This is a genomic window from Nocardioides convexus, assembly GCF_011090295.1.
Genome location: NZ_JAAMYA010000001.1, coordinates 3,957,913 through 3,975,624, shown reverse-complemented (window position 1 = coordinate 3,975,624; position 17,712 = coordinate 3,957,913). Strand labels below are relative to the sequence as shown.

Genomic DNA, 17,712 nt, shown 5'->3' with positions numbered 1-17,712 from the left:
GGAACAGGTATCAGTTCACAGACTTGCCCCAGGCTCGTCACAGGTTCGCGCCGACGTCAGCGCCAGACCTTCACGTAGTCGACCTCGGTCGTCGCGGGCAGCGGGACCGAGCCGTCGTACTGGTTGGATCCGCCGCCGAGGACCTGCGAGAAGGCGATGATGAAGCGCTTCTGGAAGCCTGCTCGCCCCGGCCGTGTTGACCAGGCAGGTCTTGCCGTCGACGAGGATGGTGACCTTCGACGAGGTCCACTCCAGGGTGTAGGTGTGCCACAGCCCTCGCGGGGCGTAGCAGTCCCAGGCGGTGTTGAGCCCGTCGACCGGGCCCTTCTCGTCGTCGCTGTAGTGCAGGAACGGGATGGCGAGGTCGGGCGCGGAGGAGTAGGTCTCGGCGATGTCGATCTCACCGGAGTAGGGCCAGTCGGCGTCCGAGCCTGTAGCGGGTGTCGGGCCACAGCCAGAACGCCTCGTGCAGTCCCGGGCCGTCGACGTCGGTGACCCGCATCCGAGCCTCGAAGCGGCCGTACTGCTGGCTGAACCGGTAGTAGGAGCCTGACCCAGGCGCCGGCGTAGCTGCCGCGGGTACCGTCCTCCCGGGTCGGGCAGGTCAGGCTCGCATCGGTCGGCAGCGCGGTCAGCCGCAGGGCACCGCCCGAGACCGACACGGTGCGCGGGGTGTTGCGCACGCACTGGTCGCCGGCGCCGTAGAGGTCCATGCCGACCCAGTACCGGTTGTCCAGGGTGGTGCCGGAGAAGTAGTCGGCCAGCGTGCAGGACCAGGCTCCCGCCGCCGGGCTTGGCGATCCGCGAGCCGCAGTCGGGCCCCGCCGGTGCGGCCGAGCCGGCCGGTGCGAGCGGTACGACGAGCGCCGCGGCGAGCAGGCCGGCGGCGAGGATCACGGCGTGACGGATCGGACGCATGGATTCCCCCTGAACGATGCGAGATCCCGAGAGTTGGCTCCCTGTGGCCGCACCGTAGCGCCCCACGGGCCGCCTGGGACAGGGTCCCGAGGTGAACATGCCCGGACGATCACTCCGCAATAGCCCGATCTGACCATGCCTCGGCGACGGGGAGCCTCACCGCCAGGCGCGCACCCAGTCCACCTCCATGGTGGCGGGCAGCGGGACCCGGGCCGGGTCGCGCAGGTTGTCGCCGGTCCCCATGAACTGGGTGAGGGCGACGATGAACGGCTTGCGGAAGGTCGCCGCCAGGTCGGCGCTGTCCAGGCAGCGCTCGCCGTCCACCGCGACCCGCAACCGGTCCGCGGTCCACTCCAGCGTGTAGGTGTGCCACTGCCCGCGCTCGGCGACGCAGTCGGTGGAGGTGTTGAGCCCCTCGACCGGGCCGCCGGCGTCGGCGCTCGAGTGCAGGAACGGGATCGCCCGGTCGGGCCGCACCGAGTAGGTCTCGGCGACGTCGATCTCGCCGGTCTGGGGCCAGGGCTGGTCGGCGCCGTACCGGACGTCGGGCCAGAGCCAGAACGCCTCGTGCAGGCCCGGGCCGTCCGCCCGCTGCACGCGGACCCGGGCCTCGAACCGGCCGTACTGCTGGCTCCAGCGGCCGTAGGTGCTCACCTGACCGCCGGCGTACAGCGCCCGGGTGCCGTCGGCGCGCAGCGGGCACGGGGTGCTGGCATCGGCGGTGATGAGGGAGAGCCGCAGCCGGCCGCCGGAGACGGCGACCGTGCGGGGGCTGTCGATCAGGCAGAGGTCCTGGCTGCCGACCTGCTCGGCGGCGGTCCAGGTCTTCTCGTCGAGCCGGTCACCGGTGAAGTCCTCGGCCAGGGTGCACGTCCAGTCCCCGCCCCCGGACTTCGCCAACCGCTCACCGCAGCGGTCACGCTCCGGCTCGCTCTGCGCCCACCAGAACGCGAGCACGACCACCGAGACCAGGGCCAGCAGGCCGGCGCCGAGGACGACACCCGTGCGGGAGAGACGCATGATCCGCCCAAGGTAGTCATCCCGGCGCCGGGCCGAGGCATTTTCGGACCGCCCGGCGGCCTACTGCCAGGCCTTGACCCAGTCGACCTGCATCGTGGCGGGCAGCGGGACCCGGCCGTCGTAGTCGTTGGTGTTGGAGCCGAGCAAGCTGGGTGAAGGCGATGATGAAGCGCTTGCGGAAGCTCGGCGCCCCGGCGGTGTTGACCAGGCAGGTCTTGCCGTCGACGAAGATCTCCAGGCGGTCCGCGGTCCACTCCAGGGCGTAGTTGTGCCACGCGCCGCGCGAGGTGATGCAGTTCCAGGCGGTGTTGAGCCCGTTGACCGGGCCCTTGGCGTCGTCGCTGTAGTGCAGGAACGGCACGGCGAGGTGCGGCTTCTCCGAGTAGGTCTCCGCGATGTCGATCTCGCCGGTGTTGGGCCAGTCGGCGTCCGAGCCGAAGCGGGTGTCCGGCCACAGCCAGAAGCCCTCGTGCAGACCCGGCGACTTGGTGGCCTGGACCTTCATCCGGGCCTCGAAGCGTCCGTACTGCTGGCTCCAGGCGCCGAAGGTCGAGACCCAGCCGGAGGCATAGGCGCCGCGCGTGCCGTCCTCGCGGACCGGGCAGGCGTTGGCGCCGGTGGCCTTGACCGCGCTCAGCCGCAGGCTGCCGCCGGAGACCGCGACCGTGTCGCTGTTGTCGAGCACGCACCGGTTGCCGGCGCCGAGGAACTGGTGGCCGGCCCAGCGGGTGCGGTCGAGGCTGGTGCCGTCGAAGTTGTCGATGAAGGTGCAGGAGTACCAACCACCGCTCCGCTTGGCGGGCCGGGTGCCACAGGCGTCGGCGGCGGGCGGCTTGGGCTTGGCGACCGGCGCCTGCACGAGCGGGTGGACCACCCGGGCCACGCTGGCACGGCCGCCGGAGACGACCCGGAACGAGCGCGCCGCACTCGCGGCCGGCACGACCGAGCGGTAGCGCCCGGACTTCGTCGCCCGGACCTTGCGGACGGTGACCCAGCGGCTGGTCCGCACCTGCACGGCGACGATCGAGCGGGCCTTGGCCTTGCCGGTCAGCACGACGAGGCGCGAGACCGACGTCGGCCGGTCGAGGACGGGGGCGGGGGCCCGCTTCGCCTCCGCGGCGGGTACCCCGGCGAACAGCAGGACCGCCGCCACGACCACCGCGAGAAGACACTTGAGCGAACGCATCCGAAAGACCCCCTCCAGGCCCGATTTCCTTGCCCTTCGAGGCTAGGAATCGGCGGGGGCACGACGGGACCTGCTCGCGGCCGGACCTCGCGCACGAGAGGACCACGAACGCGGGGACGGGGGTCCGTGGGACGGGGGTCCGCGGGACGGGGGTCCCGGTCAGGCGAGCAGGTCGACGCCGAGCCAGCGCAGGCCCACCGGGTCGATCTCGACCAGGCGGGGGTCCGCCTCCGGGTCCACGTCGGTGGCGGCGGTGGCGCGCACGATGCGGACCTCGAGCCGGGAGTCGGCCAGGCTCTCGGCCACCCCGCTGCCCCACTCCACGACGGTCACCGCCGCGTCGAGGTCGGCGTCGAGGTCGAGGTCGTCGAGCTCGGCCTGCCCCCCGAGCCGGTAGGCGTCGACGTGCACCAGCGCCGGGCCGTCGCCGAGCGAGGGGTGCACCCGGGCGATGACGAACGTCGGCGAGGTGATCCCGCCGCGCACGCCCAGGCCCGCACCGAGGCCCTGGGTGAAGGTGGTCTTGCCCGCGCCGAGCCTCCCCGGTGAGGACCAGCACGTCCCCCGCCCGCAGGTACGACGCGAGCCGCTCCCCCAGCGCCCGCATGTCCTCGGCCGCCGGCACCTCCGCGGTGAGCGGCACGGGGCGGGCCATCTCGACGTACGGAGTGTGGCGGGCGGTCTCCACGAAGCCCATCTCGCGCCAGAACCGGATGGTGCGCGGGAGCTCCTGACGGGCCAGGATCACCGCGCGTCGTACGCCGGGGCGGCGGGCGGCCTCGGCGAGCGCGGCCCGGACCAGGCTCGCGCGCCAGCCCGCGGCCCTGCGCGGCGGGGTCGATCCCGAAGCGGCGCAGGTAGAGCGCGTCGTCCACCGGGTCCAGCACGACGGCGCCGACGGGCCGGCCGTCGTCGGTGGCGAGCAGGCCGCCACCCGGGGCGAGCAGGGCGGCCACCGACTCCTCCGACTCGGCCAGCGCGTCGGCGGGCGGGTCGAGGACGGGACGCGCGGCGAAGGCGGCGCGGACGACGGCGAGCACGTCGGCGGCGTGCTCGGGGCCGACGGGGCGGATCTCGGCACTCACGACGTGGTGGTCCTCGCCGTCGCTGCGGTGATCAGCCTGGTCCAGGCTCGGCGTTGACGAGCTCGTGGCGCTCCATGATCACCATGTGCCCGGCTCCCTCGCACTCCAGCAGCCGGGCGCCGGGGATCCGGGACTGCAGGCTTTGCGGGAGTGCCCGATCGAGGTCGGCTTGTCGGCGGTGCCGCAGATGACCGAGACCGGTACTGCGCCGAGGGCACCCACCGTGTCGAACTTGTCGAGGCTCGCGAAGTTCGGGAAGAAGTCGGCGACCACCTCGAAGGGGGTGGCCGCGAGCATCCGGTCCACGAACTCGACGTACCCCTGCGGGACCGCCTCGCCGAAGGCGAACCGGTCGGTCGCCACGGTCGCGACCACCGATCCCGCCCGGCGCACGACGTCGATCGCCCGGTGCCCGACGTGCAGGGTGCGCATCGCGCGACCGGCCAGCGGGCCGGTGAGCCGCGCGGGCAGCATCGGCAGCAGCATCCGGCCCGGGTCGAGCCCGCCGGCGGTGGTGGAGATCAGGCCGATGCCGACGACGCGGGTGCCGATCGACTCGGGGAAGAACTCGGCGAACGCGATGATCGACATGCCGCCCATCGAGTGCCCCACCAGCACGACCGGGCCCTCGGGAGCCGCGGCGTCGAGGACCGCGCGCAGGTCGTGGCCGAGCCTGCTCGATCGTCGAGTGCGCCCGATCGGAGTCTGCCCGAGCGCCCGTGCGAGCGCTGGTCGTAGTAGACCGTGCGCACCAGGCCGCGGTACGCCGCGCGCTGGAAGTGCCAGCAGTCCAGGTTGAGGCAGTAGCCGTGCACGAAGACGACCGTCACCCGGGGAGCACCCTGGTGCGTGCGGCGCAGCAGCCGGTCGACGGCGCCCGCGGGCTCCGGGGTCTCCAGGTCGTCGACCTCGACGTGCAGGCGCACCCCGTCGTCGGCGACCACGCTCAGCGGCTCCGAGCGCAGCGACCCGAAGGCGATGGTCTCCCCCGCCCGGCGGCTGATCTGCCGCTGCTGGCGCAGGATGCCGATCGCAGCGGTGCCGGCCGCGAGACCGAGCGCGCCGACGAGCGAGCCCGCGAGACGACGGCTGCGGCTCATCGGGGTCCCCGCGAGGTTGTTCGGGGGAGCGAAGCGGAGGAGAAGAACCTCGTGGGGTGATTCATCGTGCGACCTCCGTGTCGACGTACCTCCGGGTCATCCGGCCCCCGATCCTCGTCACGATCTCGTAGTTGATGGTGCCGCAGGCCTCGGCCCAGTCCTGGGCCGTCGGCACGCCGGGCGCGGGCGGCCCGAGCACGACCACCTCGGCGCCGACGGGCGGCCGGTCCCCGCCCAGGTCCACGACCACCTGGTCCATGCACACGGTGCCTCGGATCGGCCGGAGCACACCGTCGATCCCGACCCGGGCGGCGGCGTCGGGCGCCTCGCCCCGGAACGCGTGGCGCGGGATCCCCTCGCCGTAGCCCACGGGGACGACGCCGACCGTGGTCGGCGCGGTCGCGGTCCAGCGGTGGCCGTAGGACACGGAGTCACCGGGCGCGAGGTCCTTGACCAGGACGAGCGGGGCGCGCACGGTCATCGCCGGGACCAGCCCGATGTCGGTCGCCTCCCCGGGCGCCGGGTCGAGGCCGTAGACCGCGATGCCGCAGCGCACCGCGTCGAAGCGGGACGACGGCCGCAGGATCGCGGCCGCGGAGTTGGCCAGGTGGCGCAGGCTCCGGGTGCAGGCCGGCCTCCTCGGCGAGCGCGATCGCGTCGCGGAAGGCGGCCTCCTGCGCGTCGTTGGCGGGGTGCGCGGGCTCGTCGGCGCAGGCGAAGTGCGACCACAGCCCGGTGATCCGCCAGGTGCCCGCCTCCTCGCCGGCGCGTGCCCGGGCGAAGACGTCGGCCCAGTCCGCGCGCGGGGCGCCGCCCCGGGAGAGCCCGGTGTCCACCTTGAGCCTGGACGCGGGCCGGCTCGGCGCGGCCCTGGAGCGCGGCCGCGATCTCGTCGAGTCTCGGCGACGGAGTAGGCGCTGACGTCGATGCCGGCGTCCACCGCGGCGGCGTACGGCGCCCCGGGAGCGGTGATCCAGCACAGCAACGGCCCCTCGACGCCCGCCGCGCGCAGCGCGAGGGCCTCCTCGACGGTCGCCGTCGCGAGCCACTCCGCGCCGCCCTGCTGCGCGGCCCGGGCGCTCTCGGCCATCCCGTGGCCGTAGCCGTCGGCCTTGACCACCGCGATCAGCGGCACCCCGGCGGTGGCACGGAGCAGGCGGGCGTTCGACCGGATCGCGGCGAGGTCGACGACGATCTCGGCGGGGCCGAGCGGGTGGATCATGCGAGCCATCGTCCCATCACGGGCGGGTCAGGGTGGCGAGCAGGTCCGGCAGGGCGGCGGCGACGTCGGTGGCCACGATCGGCCCGTCCTGCGCGGCCAGGGTCGCGGCGGCACCGTGCAGCCAGGCCCCGGCCGAGGCGGCGTCGAACGGGTCGAGGCCGGTCGCGAGCAGCGCACCGACCAGCCCGCCGAGCACGTCACCGGCACCGGCCGTGGCCAGCCAGGGCGTGCCCGTCGTGTTGGCCCGGACGGTGCCGTCGGGGCGGGCGACGACCGTGTGCCGGCCCTTGAGCAGGACGACGGCCGCGAAGCGCTCGGCCGCCGCGCGGGCGTGCGCCAGCGGCTCCGCCTCGATGCTCTCCCGGTCCACGCCGATCAGTCGGGACAGGCTCACCAGCGTGCGGCGTGAGCACCGCGGTCCGGCCGCGGACGAGGTCGGCGAAGGCGAGCGCGTCGGCGTCCACCACCACCGGTACGTCGTCCGCGAGCGCCCCGCGCAAGGCTTCCTCCGCGGCGTCGTCGCTGCCTGATCCCACCACCCAGGCCTGCACCCGCCCCGGGCCGACCACCTCGGGGTGCTGGGCGCGGACCAGGTCGCGGACGGCATCGTCGCCGTCGTAGCGGACCATCCCGGCCAGGCCGCAGGAGGCACCGGCGACGCTGAGCAGACCCGCGCCGGGGTAGGTGGCGGAGCCGGCGCGGATCCCGACGACCCCGCGGGTGTACTTGTGCGCGTCCGGTGCGGGACGGCGCACCAGCGCGGTCACGTCGGCGGGCTGGAGCGCCTCGATCGGCGCCGCCGGCAGGTGGGGGTCGAGGCCGATGTCGACCAGGGTGACGGTGCCGCAGGCACCGGCCGCCGGGTCCACGAGGTGGCAGGCCTTGTGGGTCCCGAAGGTGACCGTGACGTCCGCGCGCACGTGCGGACCGTCGAGCCCGCCGGTGTCGACGCCGACCCCGGACGGGACGTCCACGGCGACGATCGCGACTCCGGGGACCAGGGCCAGTGCGGCCTCCGCCTCGGGGCGCAGCCCGGGCCGGCCGCCGATCCCCACGATGCCGTCGAGCACGACGTCGAAGGCGGCCCGTCGCGGCGTGCGCACCCGGCCACCGGCGGCGCGCAGCGCCGCCAACCCGCCCTCGTGGGCCGCGTCGGAGAGCAGCCACGCCTCGACGAGCGCGCCGCGACGGGCGAGCACCGCGCCGGCGTGCAGGGCGTCGCCGCCGTTGTCGCCGGACCCGACGAGCAGCAGCACCCGGCGCCCGTAGCCGCCCCCGAGCAGGTCGAGCACCGCGTTCGCCAACCCGTACGACGCCCGCTGCATCAGCGTGCCCGCGGGCACCCTCGCCATCAGCGCCGCCTCCGCGGCACGGACCTGCTCGACGGTGTGGGCGCGCAGCATCAGTCCTCCAGGACCACGACCGCCGAGGCGATCCCGCCGTCGTGGGTGAGCGAGAGGTGCACCGAGCGCACCCCGAGCCGGTCGGCCTCGGCGAGCACGGTGCCGCGGATCACGAAACGCGGCCGGCCGGTCTCCTCCGAGACCACCTCCGCGTCGTGCCACGACATCCCCTGCGGGGCGCCCAGCGCCTTGGCGAGCGCCTCCTTGGCGGCGAAGCGCGCGGCCAGCGAACTCACCGGCCTGGACCGCTCGGCCTCGACGAAGAGCCTTCTCCACCAGCGCGGGCGTACGACGGCAGGACTGCTCGAACCGAGCGATCTCGCACACGTCGATCCCGACGCCGACCACCGCCACGACCGGACTACTCCACCGTGACGGACTTGGCGAGGTTCCGCGGCTGGTCGACGTCGTGACCCAGCGCCGTGGCGAGCTCGCAGGCGAACAAGCTTGCAGCGGCAGGATCGCGACCAGCGGCTGCAGCAGCACGGGGACCTTGGGCAGCCGGATCGACTCGTCGGCGTACGGCTCGATGGAGGTGTCGCCGGCCTCGGCCAGGCAGATCGTCCGGGCACCGCGCGCGCGGACCTCCTGGATGCCGCTCAGCATCTTGCCGTGCAGCCTGGTCGCGGCCCTTGGGCGGCACCACGCAGAGAACCGGCAGGCCCTCCTCGATCAGCGCGATCGGGCCGTGCTTGAGCTCACCGGCAGCGAAGCCCTCGGCGTGGAGGTAGGCCAGGCTCCTTGAGCCTTGAGTGCGCCCTCCAGCGCCACCGGGTAGCCCGCGTGGCGGCCGAGGAAGAGCACCGAGCGGGTGCCGGCGTGGGCGCGGGCCAGGCTCGTAGATCGCGTCCGCGTCGCCGAGCACGGTCTCGATGTGCTCGGGCATCGCCTCGAGCCTGCTCCATGATCTCGTCGATCTCGTCGCCGAAGCGGGTGCCCTTGACCTGCGCGATGTAGAGCGCGAGGAGGTAGCAGGCGACCAGCCTGCGTCAGGAAACCCTTGGTCGAGGCGACGCCGATCTCGGGACCCGCGTGGGTGTAGATCACCGCGTCCGACTCCCGCGGGATCGAGGAGCCGTTGGTGTTGCAGATCGCCAGCACCTTCGCGCGCTGTGCGCGGGCGTGGCGGATGGCCTGCAGGGTGTCGGCGGTCTCCCCCGACTGGCTGATCGCCACGATCAGGGTCGTGGAGTCGATGATCGGGTCGCGGTAGCGGAACTCCGAGGCCAGGCTCGACCTCCACCGGCGTGCGGGTCCAGTGCTCGATGGCGTACTTGGCAACCATGCCGGCGTAGAAGGACGTGCCGCACGCGATGATGATGATCTTGTCGACGTCGCGCAGGCTCCTCGTCGGCCAGCCGCATCTCGTCGAGTCTGGTTCGCCCGCCCGCCGTACGACGGCCCAGCAGGGAGTCTGCGACGGCCCGGGGCTGCTCGAAGATCTCCTTGCGCATGAACCAGTCGTGGCCGTCCTTCTCCGCCGCGGAGAGGTCCCAGTCCACGTGGAACTGCTTGGCCTCGACCGGCCGGCCGGCGAAGTCGGTGACCCGGACCTCGTCGCGGGTCATGATCACGATCTGGTCCTGGCCGGGCTCGAGTGCCTCGCGGGTGAACTCGATGAAGGCGGCGACGTCGGAGCCGAGGAAGTTCTCGCCCTCGCCCAGGCCCACCACGAGCGGGGAGTTGCGCCGCGCCGCGACCACGGTCTCCGGGTCGTCGGCGTCGATGGCGACCAGGGTGAAGGCGCCCTCGAGGTGCTGGCAGACCCGCTGCATCGCCGTGGTCAGGTCCACGCCGGACTGCACCTGCGACTCGACGAGGTGGGCGACGATCTCGGTGTCGGTGTCGGAGAGCAGGACGTGGTCGTCGGCCTCCGGGCGCTGCCGCAGGTCCGCGAAGTTCTCGATGATGCCGTTGTGCACGAGCGCCACGCGTCGTACGCCGCCGGTGTGGGGGTGGGCATTGACGTCGTTGGGCGGGCCGTGGGTCGCCCAACGGGTGTGCCCGATGCCGATGTTGACCACCGGAAGCGGGGTCTCGTCGAGCACCTTCTCCAGGTTGGCCAGCTTTGCCGGCCCGCTTCTGCACCGCGATCGAGCCGCGGTCCACGACGGCGACCCCGGCCGAGTCGTAGCCGCGGTACTCCAGGCGCCGCAGGCCGTCGATGACCGTGTCCGTGGCCGACCTGGGCCCGACATATCCGACGATCCCGCACATAGCGAATGAGTCTAGTTCGGACGCACCTCATGACCGACTCGGCGCGACTGGAAGAATCCGGAACATGGTGACGGTGCCCGAGGGGACCCACGGCGCTCACGGCGAGGAGACGCCGCGGGAGTCCTCCCCGTACGTCGAGCCTGGACCGTGCCACCTGGGCGATGCTCGCCTCGGAGACCGAGAGCCCGTTGACCAACGACGAGGTGCTGCGCCTGCGCGGCATCGGCGACCAGGCTCGACCTCGCCGAGATCCGCGACGTCTACCTCCCGCTCTCCCGCCTGCTCAGCCTGCGGGTGAGCGCGGCCTCGCAGCCTGCACCGTGCGCAGCAGGAGTTCCTGCACGGGCGTACCCCACCCCGCACGCCCTTCGTCATCGGCCTCGCCGGCTCCGTCGCGGTCGGCAAGTCCACCGCGGCGCGCGTGCTGCAGCAGATGCTGGCCCGCTGGCCCGAGCACCCCAACGTCTCGCTGGTCACCACCGACGGCTTCCTCTACCCGAACGCCGAGCCTGGAGAAGCGCGGCCTGCTGCAGCGCAAGGGCTTCCCGGAGTCCTACGACCGCCGCGCCCTGCAGCGCTTCGTCATCGACATCAAGTCCGGCAAGGACGAGGTCGAGGCGCCGGTCTACTCCCACCTCGTCTACGACGTGGTGCCCGACGACAGGGTCGTCATCAAGCATCCCGACATCGTCATCGTCGAGGGCCTCAACGTCCTCCAGCCGGCCCGGGCACGCGGCGACGGCCGCACCGGGCTGGGCCTCTCGGACTTCTTCGACTTCTCGATCTACGTCGACGCCAACACCAACCACATCCGGGAGTGGTACGTCGACCGGTTCCTCCGGCTGCGCGAGACCGCCTTCCGCGACCCCAACTCCTACTTCGCCAAGTACGCCGCGCTCAGCCACGACTCCGCGGTCGACGAGGCGCGCCGGATCTGGGACTCGATCAACGGCCCGAACCTGCAGGAGAACGTCCTGCCGACCCGCTCCCGGGCGACCCTGGTGCTGCGCAAGTCCGCCGACCACTCGGTCGAGTGGGTCCGGCTGCGCAAGATCTAGGCCTAGACCGCCAGCCGCTCCCGCACGACGTCGGCGAGCCGCTGCGCGACGGCCTCCGCCTGCTCGGCGGTCGGCGCCTCCACCATCACCCGGACCAGGGGCTCGGTGCCTGAGGGACGCAGCAGCACCCGCCCGGTGCCGGCCGGCTCCTCCTCCGCCTCCGCGACGGCCGCGACGAGGGCGACGTCGTCGGTGCGGGTGCGGTCGACACCCGGCACGTTGACGAGAACCTGCGGCAGGCGGGTCATCACGCCGGCCAGGTCGCGCAGGGACTTCTGCGTGCGGACCATCCGGCGCAGCACGTGCAGCGTGGTGAGCAGGCCGTCACCGGTGGTGGCGTGCCGGCTGAGGATGACGTGCCCGGACTGCTCGCCGCCGAGCACGAAACCGTGGGTGTTCATCTGCTCCAGGACGTAGCGGTCGCCGACCGCCGCCCGGCGCACGGTGATCCCGGCCGCCTCGAGCGCCTGGATCAGCCCGAGGTTGCTCATCACGGTCGCGACCAGGGTGTCGTCCTCGAGTCTCGCCCGCCTCGTGCAGCGCCAGGGCCAGGATCGCCATGATCTGGTCGCCGTCGACGGGCGTGCCGGTGTGGTCGACCGCGAGGCAGCGGTCGGCGTCTCCGTCGACCGCGAAGCCCGCGTCGGCACCGTGGGCGAGCACCGCCTCGCGCAGCGGGCCGAGGTGGGTCGAGCCCACCCCGTCGTTGATGTTGAGCCCGTCCGGCTCGGCGCCGATGGTGACGACCGTGGCACCCGCCGCCTCGAGCACCTTCGGGCCGACGGTGCTGGCCGCGCCGTGGGCGCAGTCGAGCACGATCCGCAAGCCGGCGAGCGGCTTGCCGTCGGGGTCGTCGAGGGTGCGGAGCAGGTGGGCGGCGTACTCGTCGTCGGTGGCGTCGTACGTCGCCACCCGGCCCACCGCGGCGCCGGTCGGGCGCTCCCACTCCTGGCCGAGCGCGGCCTCGATGAGGTTCTCGTGGTGGTCGTCGAGCCTTGACGCCCCCGCGGGCGAGGAACTTGATGCCGTTGTCGGGCATCGGGTTGTGCGAGGCGCTCAGCACCACGCCGAGGTCGGCGTCGAGGGCGTCGGTGAGGTAGGCCACCCCCGGGGTCGGTACGACGCCGAGCAGCAGCACGTCCACGCCGGCCGAGGCCAGGCCGGCCACCACGGCGCCCTCCAGGAAGTGCCCCGAGACGCGGGTGTCGCGGCCGACCACGGCCAGCGGCCGGTGGTCCTCGATCTCCCGGCGCAGGACGCGTGCGGCGGCGACGCCGAGGTCCAGGGCCAGCCTGGGCGGTCAGGCTCGGCGTTCGCGAGACCGCGGACGCCGTCGGTGCCGAAGATGCGGGGCACGTTCACTCCCTCGTGTGCTGGAAAACGGGCGACGGGACCACGGACCGCGGCAGCGGTGCGTGGCCCCGTCGACGACTCGCCTGGGGCGCGATCAGCGCTTGCTGTACTGCGGCGCCTTGCGGGCCTTCTTGAGACCGGCCTTCTTGCGCTCGGTCGCGCGAGCGTCGCGGGTCAGCAGACCCGCCTTCTTCAGCGTCGGGCGGTTGGCGTCGAGGTCGATCGCGTTGAGCGAGCGGGCCACACCCAGGCGCAGCGCGCCGGCCTGGCCGGTGATGCCGCCGCCGTGGATGCGCGCGATCACGTCGAAGCGGCCCTCGAGGCCGAGCGCCGCGAACGGCTCGTTGACGACCTGCTGGTGCAGACTTTGTTCGGGAAGTAGTCCTCGATCGTGCGGCCGTTGATCGTCCAGGTGCCGGTGCCGGGCACGATGCGCACGCGGGCGACCGCCTCCTTGCGGCGGCCGGTGGCGGCACCGGGGGCGATCGTCGCCGGGCGGGCGTCGACAGCAGCGGACGGGGAGGTCTCGCTGGTGTAGGCGACACCCTGCTCGTCGGACTCGAAGGTCTCCTCGACCTCAGTGGTGTTCTCAGTCATCTTCAGGATCCTCGAAGTCGATTACTGGGAGATCTGCTTGATCTCGAACGGAACGGCCTGCTGGGCCTCGTGCGGGTGAGCCGGGCCGTTGTAGACCTTGAGCCTTCTTGATGATCTGGCGGCCGAGGCGGTTCTTCGGCAGCATGCCCCACACGGCCTTCTCGACGGCCTTGCGGGCGTCCTTGTCGATGACCTCGCCGATCGGCGTCGCGGTCAGCCCACCCGGGAAGCCGGAGTGGCGGTAGACCATCTTGTCGGCACGCTTGTTGCCGGACAGGGCCACCTTCTCGGCGTTGATGACGATGACGTAGTCACCGGTGTCGGCGTTCGGCGCGAAGATCGGCTTGTGCTTGCCGCGCAGCAGGTTGGCCGCGGTCACCGCGAGCCGGCCGAGGACGACGTCGGTCGCGTCGATCACGAGCCACTGGCGCTCGATGTCGCCCGGCTTCGGAGCATAGGTACGCATGGAAGGATCCATTCGTTCGTGTCGGACTCCGCCCAGTGCTCTGCGCGGAGGCATCTTCTGACGAACACTGCACCCACCTTCGGGCGGGTGGCTGCCCTCGCGAGGAGAGCGGCAGGAGACGCAGCGAGCAGCGTACGACGCCCCGCGCCGGCCGGCCAAATCACGAGCCCCGCGGACGGCGGGCCGCCCGGGCGTCGTACCGGGGCGGAAACCACGGTTCGGGACACCGCCTACCGGCGATGTGACCCGGGCGACTAGGTTGCAAGGGTGACTGAATCTCTGACCGTACGCGACAACCGCACCGGCGCGGAGTACGAGATCCCGATCGTCGACGGCACCATCAAGGCCGCGGACCTCGGGCAGATCAAGGCTCAACGACGACGAGCCGGGCCTGGCGACCTACGACCCCGGCTTCGTCAACACGGCCTCGTGCCGCAGCGCCATCACCTTCATCGACGGTGACAAGGGCATCCTCGAGTACCGCGGCTACCCGATCGAGCAGACTCGCGGAGAAGTCGAACTTCCTCGAGGTCGCCTATCTCCTGATCCACGGCGACCTGCCCTCCAAGGAGCAGTACGACGCGTGGGTCCACGAGATCACGTTCCACACCTTCGTGCACGAGAACGTCAAGGGCTTCATGGAGGGCTTCCGCTACGACGCGCACCCGATGGGGATGCTGATGGCGTCGGTGGGGGCCCTCTCGACGTTCTACCCCGAGTCGAGCAAGATCGCGGACCCCGACAACCGCCACATCCAGATCGTCCGGATGATCGCGAAGATGCCGACGCTCGGCGCCTGGGCGTTCCGCCACGCGCAGGGCAAGCCCTACGTCTACCCGGACAACGAGCCTGTCCTACGCCGAGAACTTCCTCTCGATGCTCTTCAAGATGAGCGAGACGAAGTACGCCGGCGACCCGCGCATCGTCAAGGCGCTCGACACCCTGTTCATCCTGCACGCCGACCACGAGCAGAACTGCTCGACCAACGCCGTGCGCTCGGTCGGCTCCTCCCAGGTCGACCCGTACTCCGCGGTCGCGGCCGGCATCGGCGCCCTGTTCGGCCCGCTGCACGGTGGTGCCAACGAGGCGGTGCTCAAGATGCTGCGCCGGATCGGCACCGTCGAGAACATCCCGTCCTTCATCGAGGGCGTCAAGAACGGCGAAGAGCGCCTGATGGGCTTCGGCCACCGGGTCTACAAGAACTTCGACCCGCGCGCCAAGATCATCAAGAAGGCCTGCGACGACGTCTTCGAGGTCACCGGGGTCAACCCGCTGCTCGCCGTCGCCAAGGAGCCTGGAGAAGATCGCGCTGGAGGACGAGTACTTCGTCAAGCGCAAGGCTCTACCCCAACGTCGACTTCTACTCCGGCCTGATCTACGAGGCGCTGGAGTTCCCGCCCGAGATGTTCACCGTCCTCTTCGCGATCGGCCGGGCTCCCGGCTGGCTCGCGCAGTGGCTGGAGCTCGTGCAGGACAAGGAGCAGAAGATCGCGCGCCCGAAGCAGATCTACACCGGTCCGCGCACGCTCGACTTCGTTCCCGCGGAGGAGCGCTGGGCGTGAGCCCGGTGCGCTGAACCATGCGGGTGGCCGTGGTCGGCCTCGGCACTGCCGGGGCGGCCACGGCCGCCCTGCTTTCGACCGGGGCCATGACGTCACGCTGCTGGAGCAGTCCGAGGACCCGCGTCCGGTCGGTGCGGGCATCTGGCTGCAGTCGCTGGGTCAGCAGGTGCTCGACCGGCTCGGGCTGCTGGAGGACCTGCGGGCCACCGCGCGGGTGGTCTCCCGGGTGCGGATGGAGGGCCGGGGCGGGCGTCCCCTCCTGGAGCCTGGGCTACGACGCCCGGCCGGCCTCGACACCCGCGCTGGGCGTGCACCGCGGCGACCTCTTCCGGCTGCTCTTCGGCGCGGTCCGCGCCCGCGGCATCGCGCTGGGGCTCGGGGCCCGGGTCACCGCCGTCGAGCCGCGCACCGGCGGCCTCGCCCTCACCGCGGGCGGGCTCGACCTGGGCCGCTTCGACCTCGTCGTCGGCGCCGACGGCACCCGTTCCCGGGTCCGCGACGCGCTCGGCCTCGGCCACACCGACCGGGCCTACCGCTACGGCGCGCTGTGGGCGATCGTGCCCGACCCGGACGGGCTGACCACCGACACCCTCCACCAGCGCTTCGAGGGCACCCGGCGCACCCTGGGCGTGCTGCCCACCGGCACCGACCGGGCCTCGATCTTCTGGTCCCTGCGCACCGACCGGCACGCCGCCGCGCTGGCCGCCGGCGTGGCGCGCTGGCAGGAGCAGGCGCGGCCGATGGCCGGGCCCTACGCCGCACTGGTCGAGGCGGTGGACGAGCCTGCTCCCGGCGTCGTACCGGTCGGTGAGCGTGCGCTCGTCGTACCGGATCGGGGAGGGCGGACGCGGCGCGGGCGTGCTCGTCGGCGACGCCGCGCACGCGATGAGCCCCCAGGCTCGGGGCCGGGAGCTCGCTGGCGCTGGCCGACGCGTGGACCCTGGCGGTCGCGCTGGAGCGGCGCGGAAGCCTGACCGAGCGCCTGGAGTGGTACGACGACCAGCGCCGCGCGCACGTGCGCTGGTACCGCTGGTGGACCCGCGCGATGATGCCGCTCTTCCAGAGCGACCTGACCCCGCTGGCCCTCCCCCGCGACGCACTGATGCCCGTGGCCGGCCGGGTGCCGGGGGCGCCCCGGCTGCTGGCCGGCACGCTGAGCGGCGACCGGCGCTCGTTGCGGCGGACCTGGCAGCCTGCCGTGAGCGGCAGCGGCGCTCAGGCCTGTGGGAAAGGGGGCAGGTCCGTCTCCTGCAGCCAGGGCCGCAGCAGCCCCGCGACGTCCGCGCCCGTCTGCTCGGAGGCGAACGCGAGGAAGTCCTCGGTCGTCACCGAGCCGCCCGCGTGCTCGGCGACCCAGGCACGCAGCAGGCCGAAGAAGGCGTCGTCGCCGACGGCGACACGCAGCGCGTGCAGGGTCAGCGCGCCCCGCTTGTAGAGCCGGTCGTCGAACATCGGCTCCGGGCCGGGGTCGGACAGGAGCAGGTCCTGGTCCGCGTCGGCCAGCCGCTCGTGGTGGTGGCGCGCCCAGCCGTCGCAGGAGCGTGGACCGCCGGACTCCTCCGACCACAGCCACTCGGCGTAGCAGGCGAAGCCCTCGTGCAGCCAGATGTCCTGCCAGCGCCGCAGGGTCACCGCGTTGCCGAACCACTGGTGCGCCATCTCGTGCGCGACCAGGCGCACCTGCTCCCAGTCCGGGCTGCAGAAGTTGCGCCCGAAGGTCGACAGGCTCTGGCTCTCCAGCGGGATCTCCAGGTCGTCGTCGGTGATGACGGCGGCGTAGGCGTCGAAGGGGTAGGTCCCGAAGGCCTCCTCGAAGTAGGCCATCATCGCGGCCTGCTGGTCGAAGGACCCGTCGAGGTCGGCGTCGGCGGGCGCGACGGTCGTGACCGTCGGACCGTGCTTCGTGGTGGTGTAGCGGCCGATCTGCACCGTGGCGAGGTACGTCGCCATCGGCCGGTCCATGCGGTAGTCCCAGGCTCTCCACGCTGGCCCGGCGCTGGTGCGCGACGAGACTCGCCGTTGGACACCACGACGTAGCCGGCCGGCGCCGCCACCGCGATCCGGTACGTCGCCTTGTCGTCGGGCCGGTCGTTGCAGGGGAACCAGGTGGGGGCGCCGTGCGGCTGCGCGGCGACGATGACGCCGTCGGTCAGGCTCCTCCCAGCCCGCGTCGCCGTGGTGCTTGTCGATCACGGGCTGCGGCTGCCCGCCGTAGGCGACGGCGAGGGTGGTCTCGGTGCCCGGCGCGACGTCGCCGTCGAGCCTGCAGCACGAGGCGGTGGTGGCGCTGGGACCACTTCTTGAGCCCGGCGCCGGTGATGCGGACCTTGTCGGCCTGCAGGTGGGCGAGGTCGAGCACCAGACGACCGGTCTCCTCCAGCACCTCGGCCGTCAGCGTCGCGGTGCCGCGCAGGCGGTTGCCCTCGAGCGTGTAGGTCAGGTCGAGGTCGTAGTGCCGCACGGCGTACGACGGGTCGCCGTGACCGGACAGGTACGGGTCGGCGGTGGGGAGATGACGGATCACG

General features: G+C 72.6%; 13 protein-coding genes and 13 pseudogenes. 7 read left to right on the top strand and 19 right to left on the bottom strand.

What is annotated here, in order from left to right; genetic code table 11:
* Nucleotides 1-15 precede the first annotated feature (15 nt).
* The 13 genes and pseudogenes from G5V59_RS29630 to glmS form a co-directional block, all read right to left on the bottom strand.
* Nucleotides 16-918 (bottom strand): family 16 glycosylhydrolase, encoded by a 903-nt coding sequence (locus tag G5V59_RS29630; protein WP_278258857.1) that lies wholly within the window; start codon nt 916-918, stop codon nt 16-18.
* 156 nt (nt 919-1,074) lie between these two features.
* Nucleotides 1,075-1,938, bottom strand: a complete 864-nt coding sequence (locus tag G5V59_RS29625) for a glycoside hydrolase family 16 protein (protein WP_278258856.1) — start codon at nt 1,936-1,938, stop codon at nt 1,075-1,077.
* Between the two features lie 16 nt (nt 1,939-1,954).
* Nucleotides 1,955-3,124 (bottom strand): glycoside hydrolase family 16 protein, encoded by a 1,170-nt coding sequence (locus tag G5V59_RS29620; protein WP_278258855.1) that lies wholly within the window; start codon nt 3,122-3,124, stop codon nt 1,955-1,957.
* 159 nt (nt 3,125-3,283) lie between these two features.
* Nucleotides 3,284-3,631, bottom strand: a pseudogene (locus G5V59_RS29615) (tRNA (adenosine(37)-N6)-threonylcarbamoyltransferase complex ATPase subunit type 1 TsaE); the annotation flags it as partial.
* 356 nt (nt 3,632-3,987) lie between these two features.
* Nucleotides 3,988-4,080, bottom strand: a pseudogene (locus tag G5V59_RS29610) (hypothetical protein); the annotation flags it as partial.
* A 207-nt stretch (nt 4,081-4,287) separates the two neighbouring features.
* On the bottom strand, nt 4,288-4,869 hold the full coding sequence (locus tag G5V59_RS29605) for an alpha/beta hydrolase (RefSeq protein WP_278260139.1): 582 nt from the start codon (nt 4,867-4,869) through the stop codon (nt 4,288-4,290).
* A 501-nt stretch (nt 4,870-5,370) separates the two neighbouring features.
* Nucleotides 5,371-5,916: pseudogene (locus G5V59_RS29600) on the bottom strand (alanine racemase C-terminal domain-containing protein); the annotation flags it as partial.
* A 73-nt stretch (nt 5,917-5,989) separates the two neighbouring features.
* Nucleotides 5,990-6,145 (bottom strand): annotated as a pseudogene (locus G5V59_RS29595) (alanine racemase); the annotation flags it as partial.
* A gap of 71 nt (nt 6,146-6,216) precedes the next feature.
* Nucleotides 6,217-6,531, bottom strand: a pseudogene (locus G5V59_RS29590) (alanine racemase); the annotation flags it as partial.
* A gap of 16 nt (nt 6,532-6,547) precedes the next feature.
* Entirely contained in the window at nt 6,548-6,901 is a 354-nt protein-coding gene (locus tag G5V59_RS29585) for an NAD(P)H-hydrate dehydratase (protein ID WP_278258854.1), read from the bottom strand.
* 79 nt (nt 6,902-6,980) lie between these two features.
* Nucleotides 6,981-7,856 (bottom strand): annotated as a pseudogene (locus G5V59_RS29580) (bifunctional ADP-dependent NAD(P)H-hydrate dehydratase/NAD(P)H-hydrate epimerase); the annotation flags it as partial.
* A 77-nt stretch (nt 7,857-7,933) separates the two neighbouring features.
* A pseudogene (locus G5V59_RS29575) lies at nt 7,934-8,288 on the bottom strand (holo-ACP synthase).
* A gap of 7 nt (nt 8,289-8,295) precedes the next feature.
* A pseudogene (gene glmS, locus G5V59_RS29570) lies at nt 8,296-10,151 on the bottom strand (glutamine--fructose-6-phosphate transaminase (isomerizing)).
* A gap of 73 nt (nt 10,152-10,224) precedes the next feature.
* Between glmS and G5V59_RS29565 the strand changes: the two are divergent.
* Nucleotides 10,225-10,449 (top strand): hypothetical protein, encoded by a 225-nt coding sequence (locus tag G5V59_RS29565; RefSeq protein ID WP_278258853.1) that lies wholly within the window; start codon nt 10,225-10,227, stop codon nt 10,447-10,449.
* A gap of 60 nt (nt 10,450-10,509) precedes the next feature.
* A pseudogene (gene coaA / locus G5V59_RS29560) lies at nt 10,510-11,209 on the top strand (type I pantothenate kinase); the annotation flags it as partial.
* A 2-nt stretch (nt 11,210-11,211) separates the two neighbouring features.
* On the opposite strand, the pseudogene glmM reads toward coaA, so the two are convergent.
* From glmM to rplM, 3 pseudogenes are all read right to left on the bottom strand, one after another.
* A pseudogene (gene glmM / locus G5V59_RS29555) lies at nt 11,212-12,565 on the bottom strand (phosphoglucosamine mutase).
* 91 nt (nt 12,566-12,656) lie between these two features.
* Nucleotides 12,657-13,159, bottom strand: a pseudogene (gene rpsI / locus G5V59_RS29550) (30S ribosomal protein S9).
* A 21-nt stretch (nt 13,160-13,180) separates the two neighbouring features.
* Nucleotides 13,181-13,625: pseudogene (gene rplM / locus G5V59_RS29545) on the bottom strand (50S ribosomal protein L13).
* A 267-nt stretch (nt 13,626-13,892) separates the two neighbouring features.
* On the opposite strand from rplM, the gene G5V59_RS29540 reads away from it, so the two are divergent.
* The 5 genes and pseudogenes from G5V59_RS29540 (at nt 13,893) to G5V59_RS29520 (ending at nt 16,161) form a co-directional block, all read left to right on the top strand.
* On the top strand, nt 13,893-14,087 hold the full coding sequence (locus G5V59_RS29540) for a hypothetical protein (RefSeq protein ID WP_278258852.1): 195 nt from the start codon (nt 13,893-13,895) through the stop codon (nt 14,085-14,087).
* Nucleotides 14,084-14,410: pseudogene (locus G5V59_RS29535) on the top strand (citrate/2-methylcitrate synthase); the annotation flags it as partial. The gene G5V59_RS29540 and the pseudogene G5V59_RS29535, both read left to right, overlap by 4 nt.
* Before the next feature lie 91 nt (nt 14,411-14,501).
* Nucleotides 14,502-14,999 (top strand): citrate/2-methylcitrate synthase, encoded by a 498-nt coding sequence (locus G5V59_RS29530; protein WP_278260137.1) that lies wholly within the window; start codon nt 14,502-14,504, stop codon nt 14,997-14,999.
* Nucleotides 14,996-15,187, top strand: coding sequence for a citrate/2-methylcitrate synthase (locus G5V59_RS29525; protein ID WP_278260136.1), 192 nt, complete (start codon nt 14,996-14,998; stop codon nt 15,185-15,187). The genes G5V59_RS29530 and G5V59_RS29525 overlap by 4 nt, the downstream gene beginning before the upstream one ends.
* A 17-nt stretch (nt 15,188-15,204) precedes the next feature.
* The gene (locus G5V59_RS29520; RefSeq protein WP_278258851.1) at nt 15,205-16,161 is read left to right on the top strand and encodes an FAD-dependent monooxygenase; all 957 of its coding nucleotides are present in this window, start codon (nt 15,205-15,207) and stop codon (nt 16,159-16,161) included.
* 241 nt (nt 16,162-16,402) lie between these two features.
* Here the strand turns inward: G5V59_RS29520 and G5V59_RS29515 are convergent, their stop codons facing one another.
* Genes G5V59_RS29515 through G5V59_RS29505 form a run of 3 tightly spaced genes read right to left on the bottom strand, consistent with a single transcriptional unit; the run spans nt 16,403 to nt 17,711 of the window.
* Nucleotides 16,403-17,011 carry a M1 family aminopeptidase gene (locus G5V59_RS29515; protein ID WP_278260135.1) on the bottom strand — a complete coding sequence of 203 codons (609 nt, stop codon included), beginning with the start codon at nt 17,009-17,011 and terminating at the stop codon, nt 16,403-16,405.
* A complete protein-coding gene (locus tag G5V59_RS29510) occupies nt 17,011-17,325 on the bottom strand; it encodes a hypothetical protein (RefSeq protein ID WP_278260134.1) in 315 nt (104 codons plus the stop codon). Before G5V59_RS29510 ends, G5V59_RS29515 begins: the two co-directional genes overlap by 1 nt.
* Before the next feature lie 11 nt (nt 17,326-17,336).
* Nucleotides 17,337-17,711 carry a hypothetical protein gene (locus tag G5V59_RS29505; RefSeq protein WP_278258850.1) on the bottom strand — a complete coding sequence of 125 codons (375 nt, stop codon included), beginning with the start codon at nt 17,709-17,711 and terminating at the stop codon, nt 17,337-17,339.
* Nucleotide 17,712: the final 1 nt, after the last annotated feature.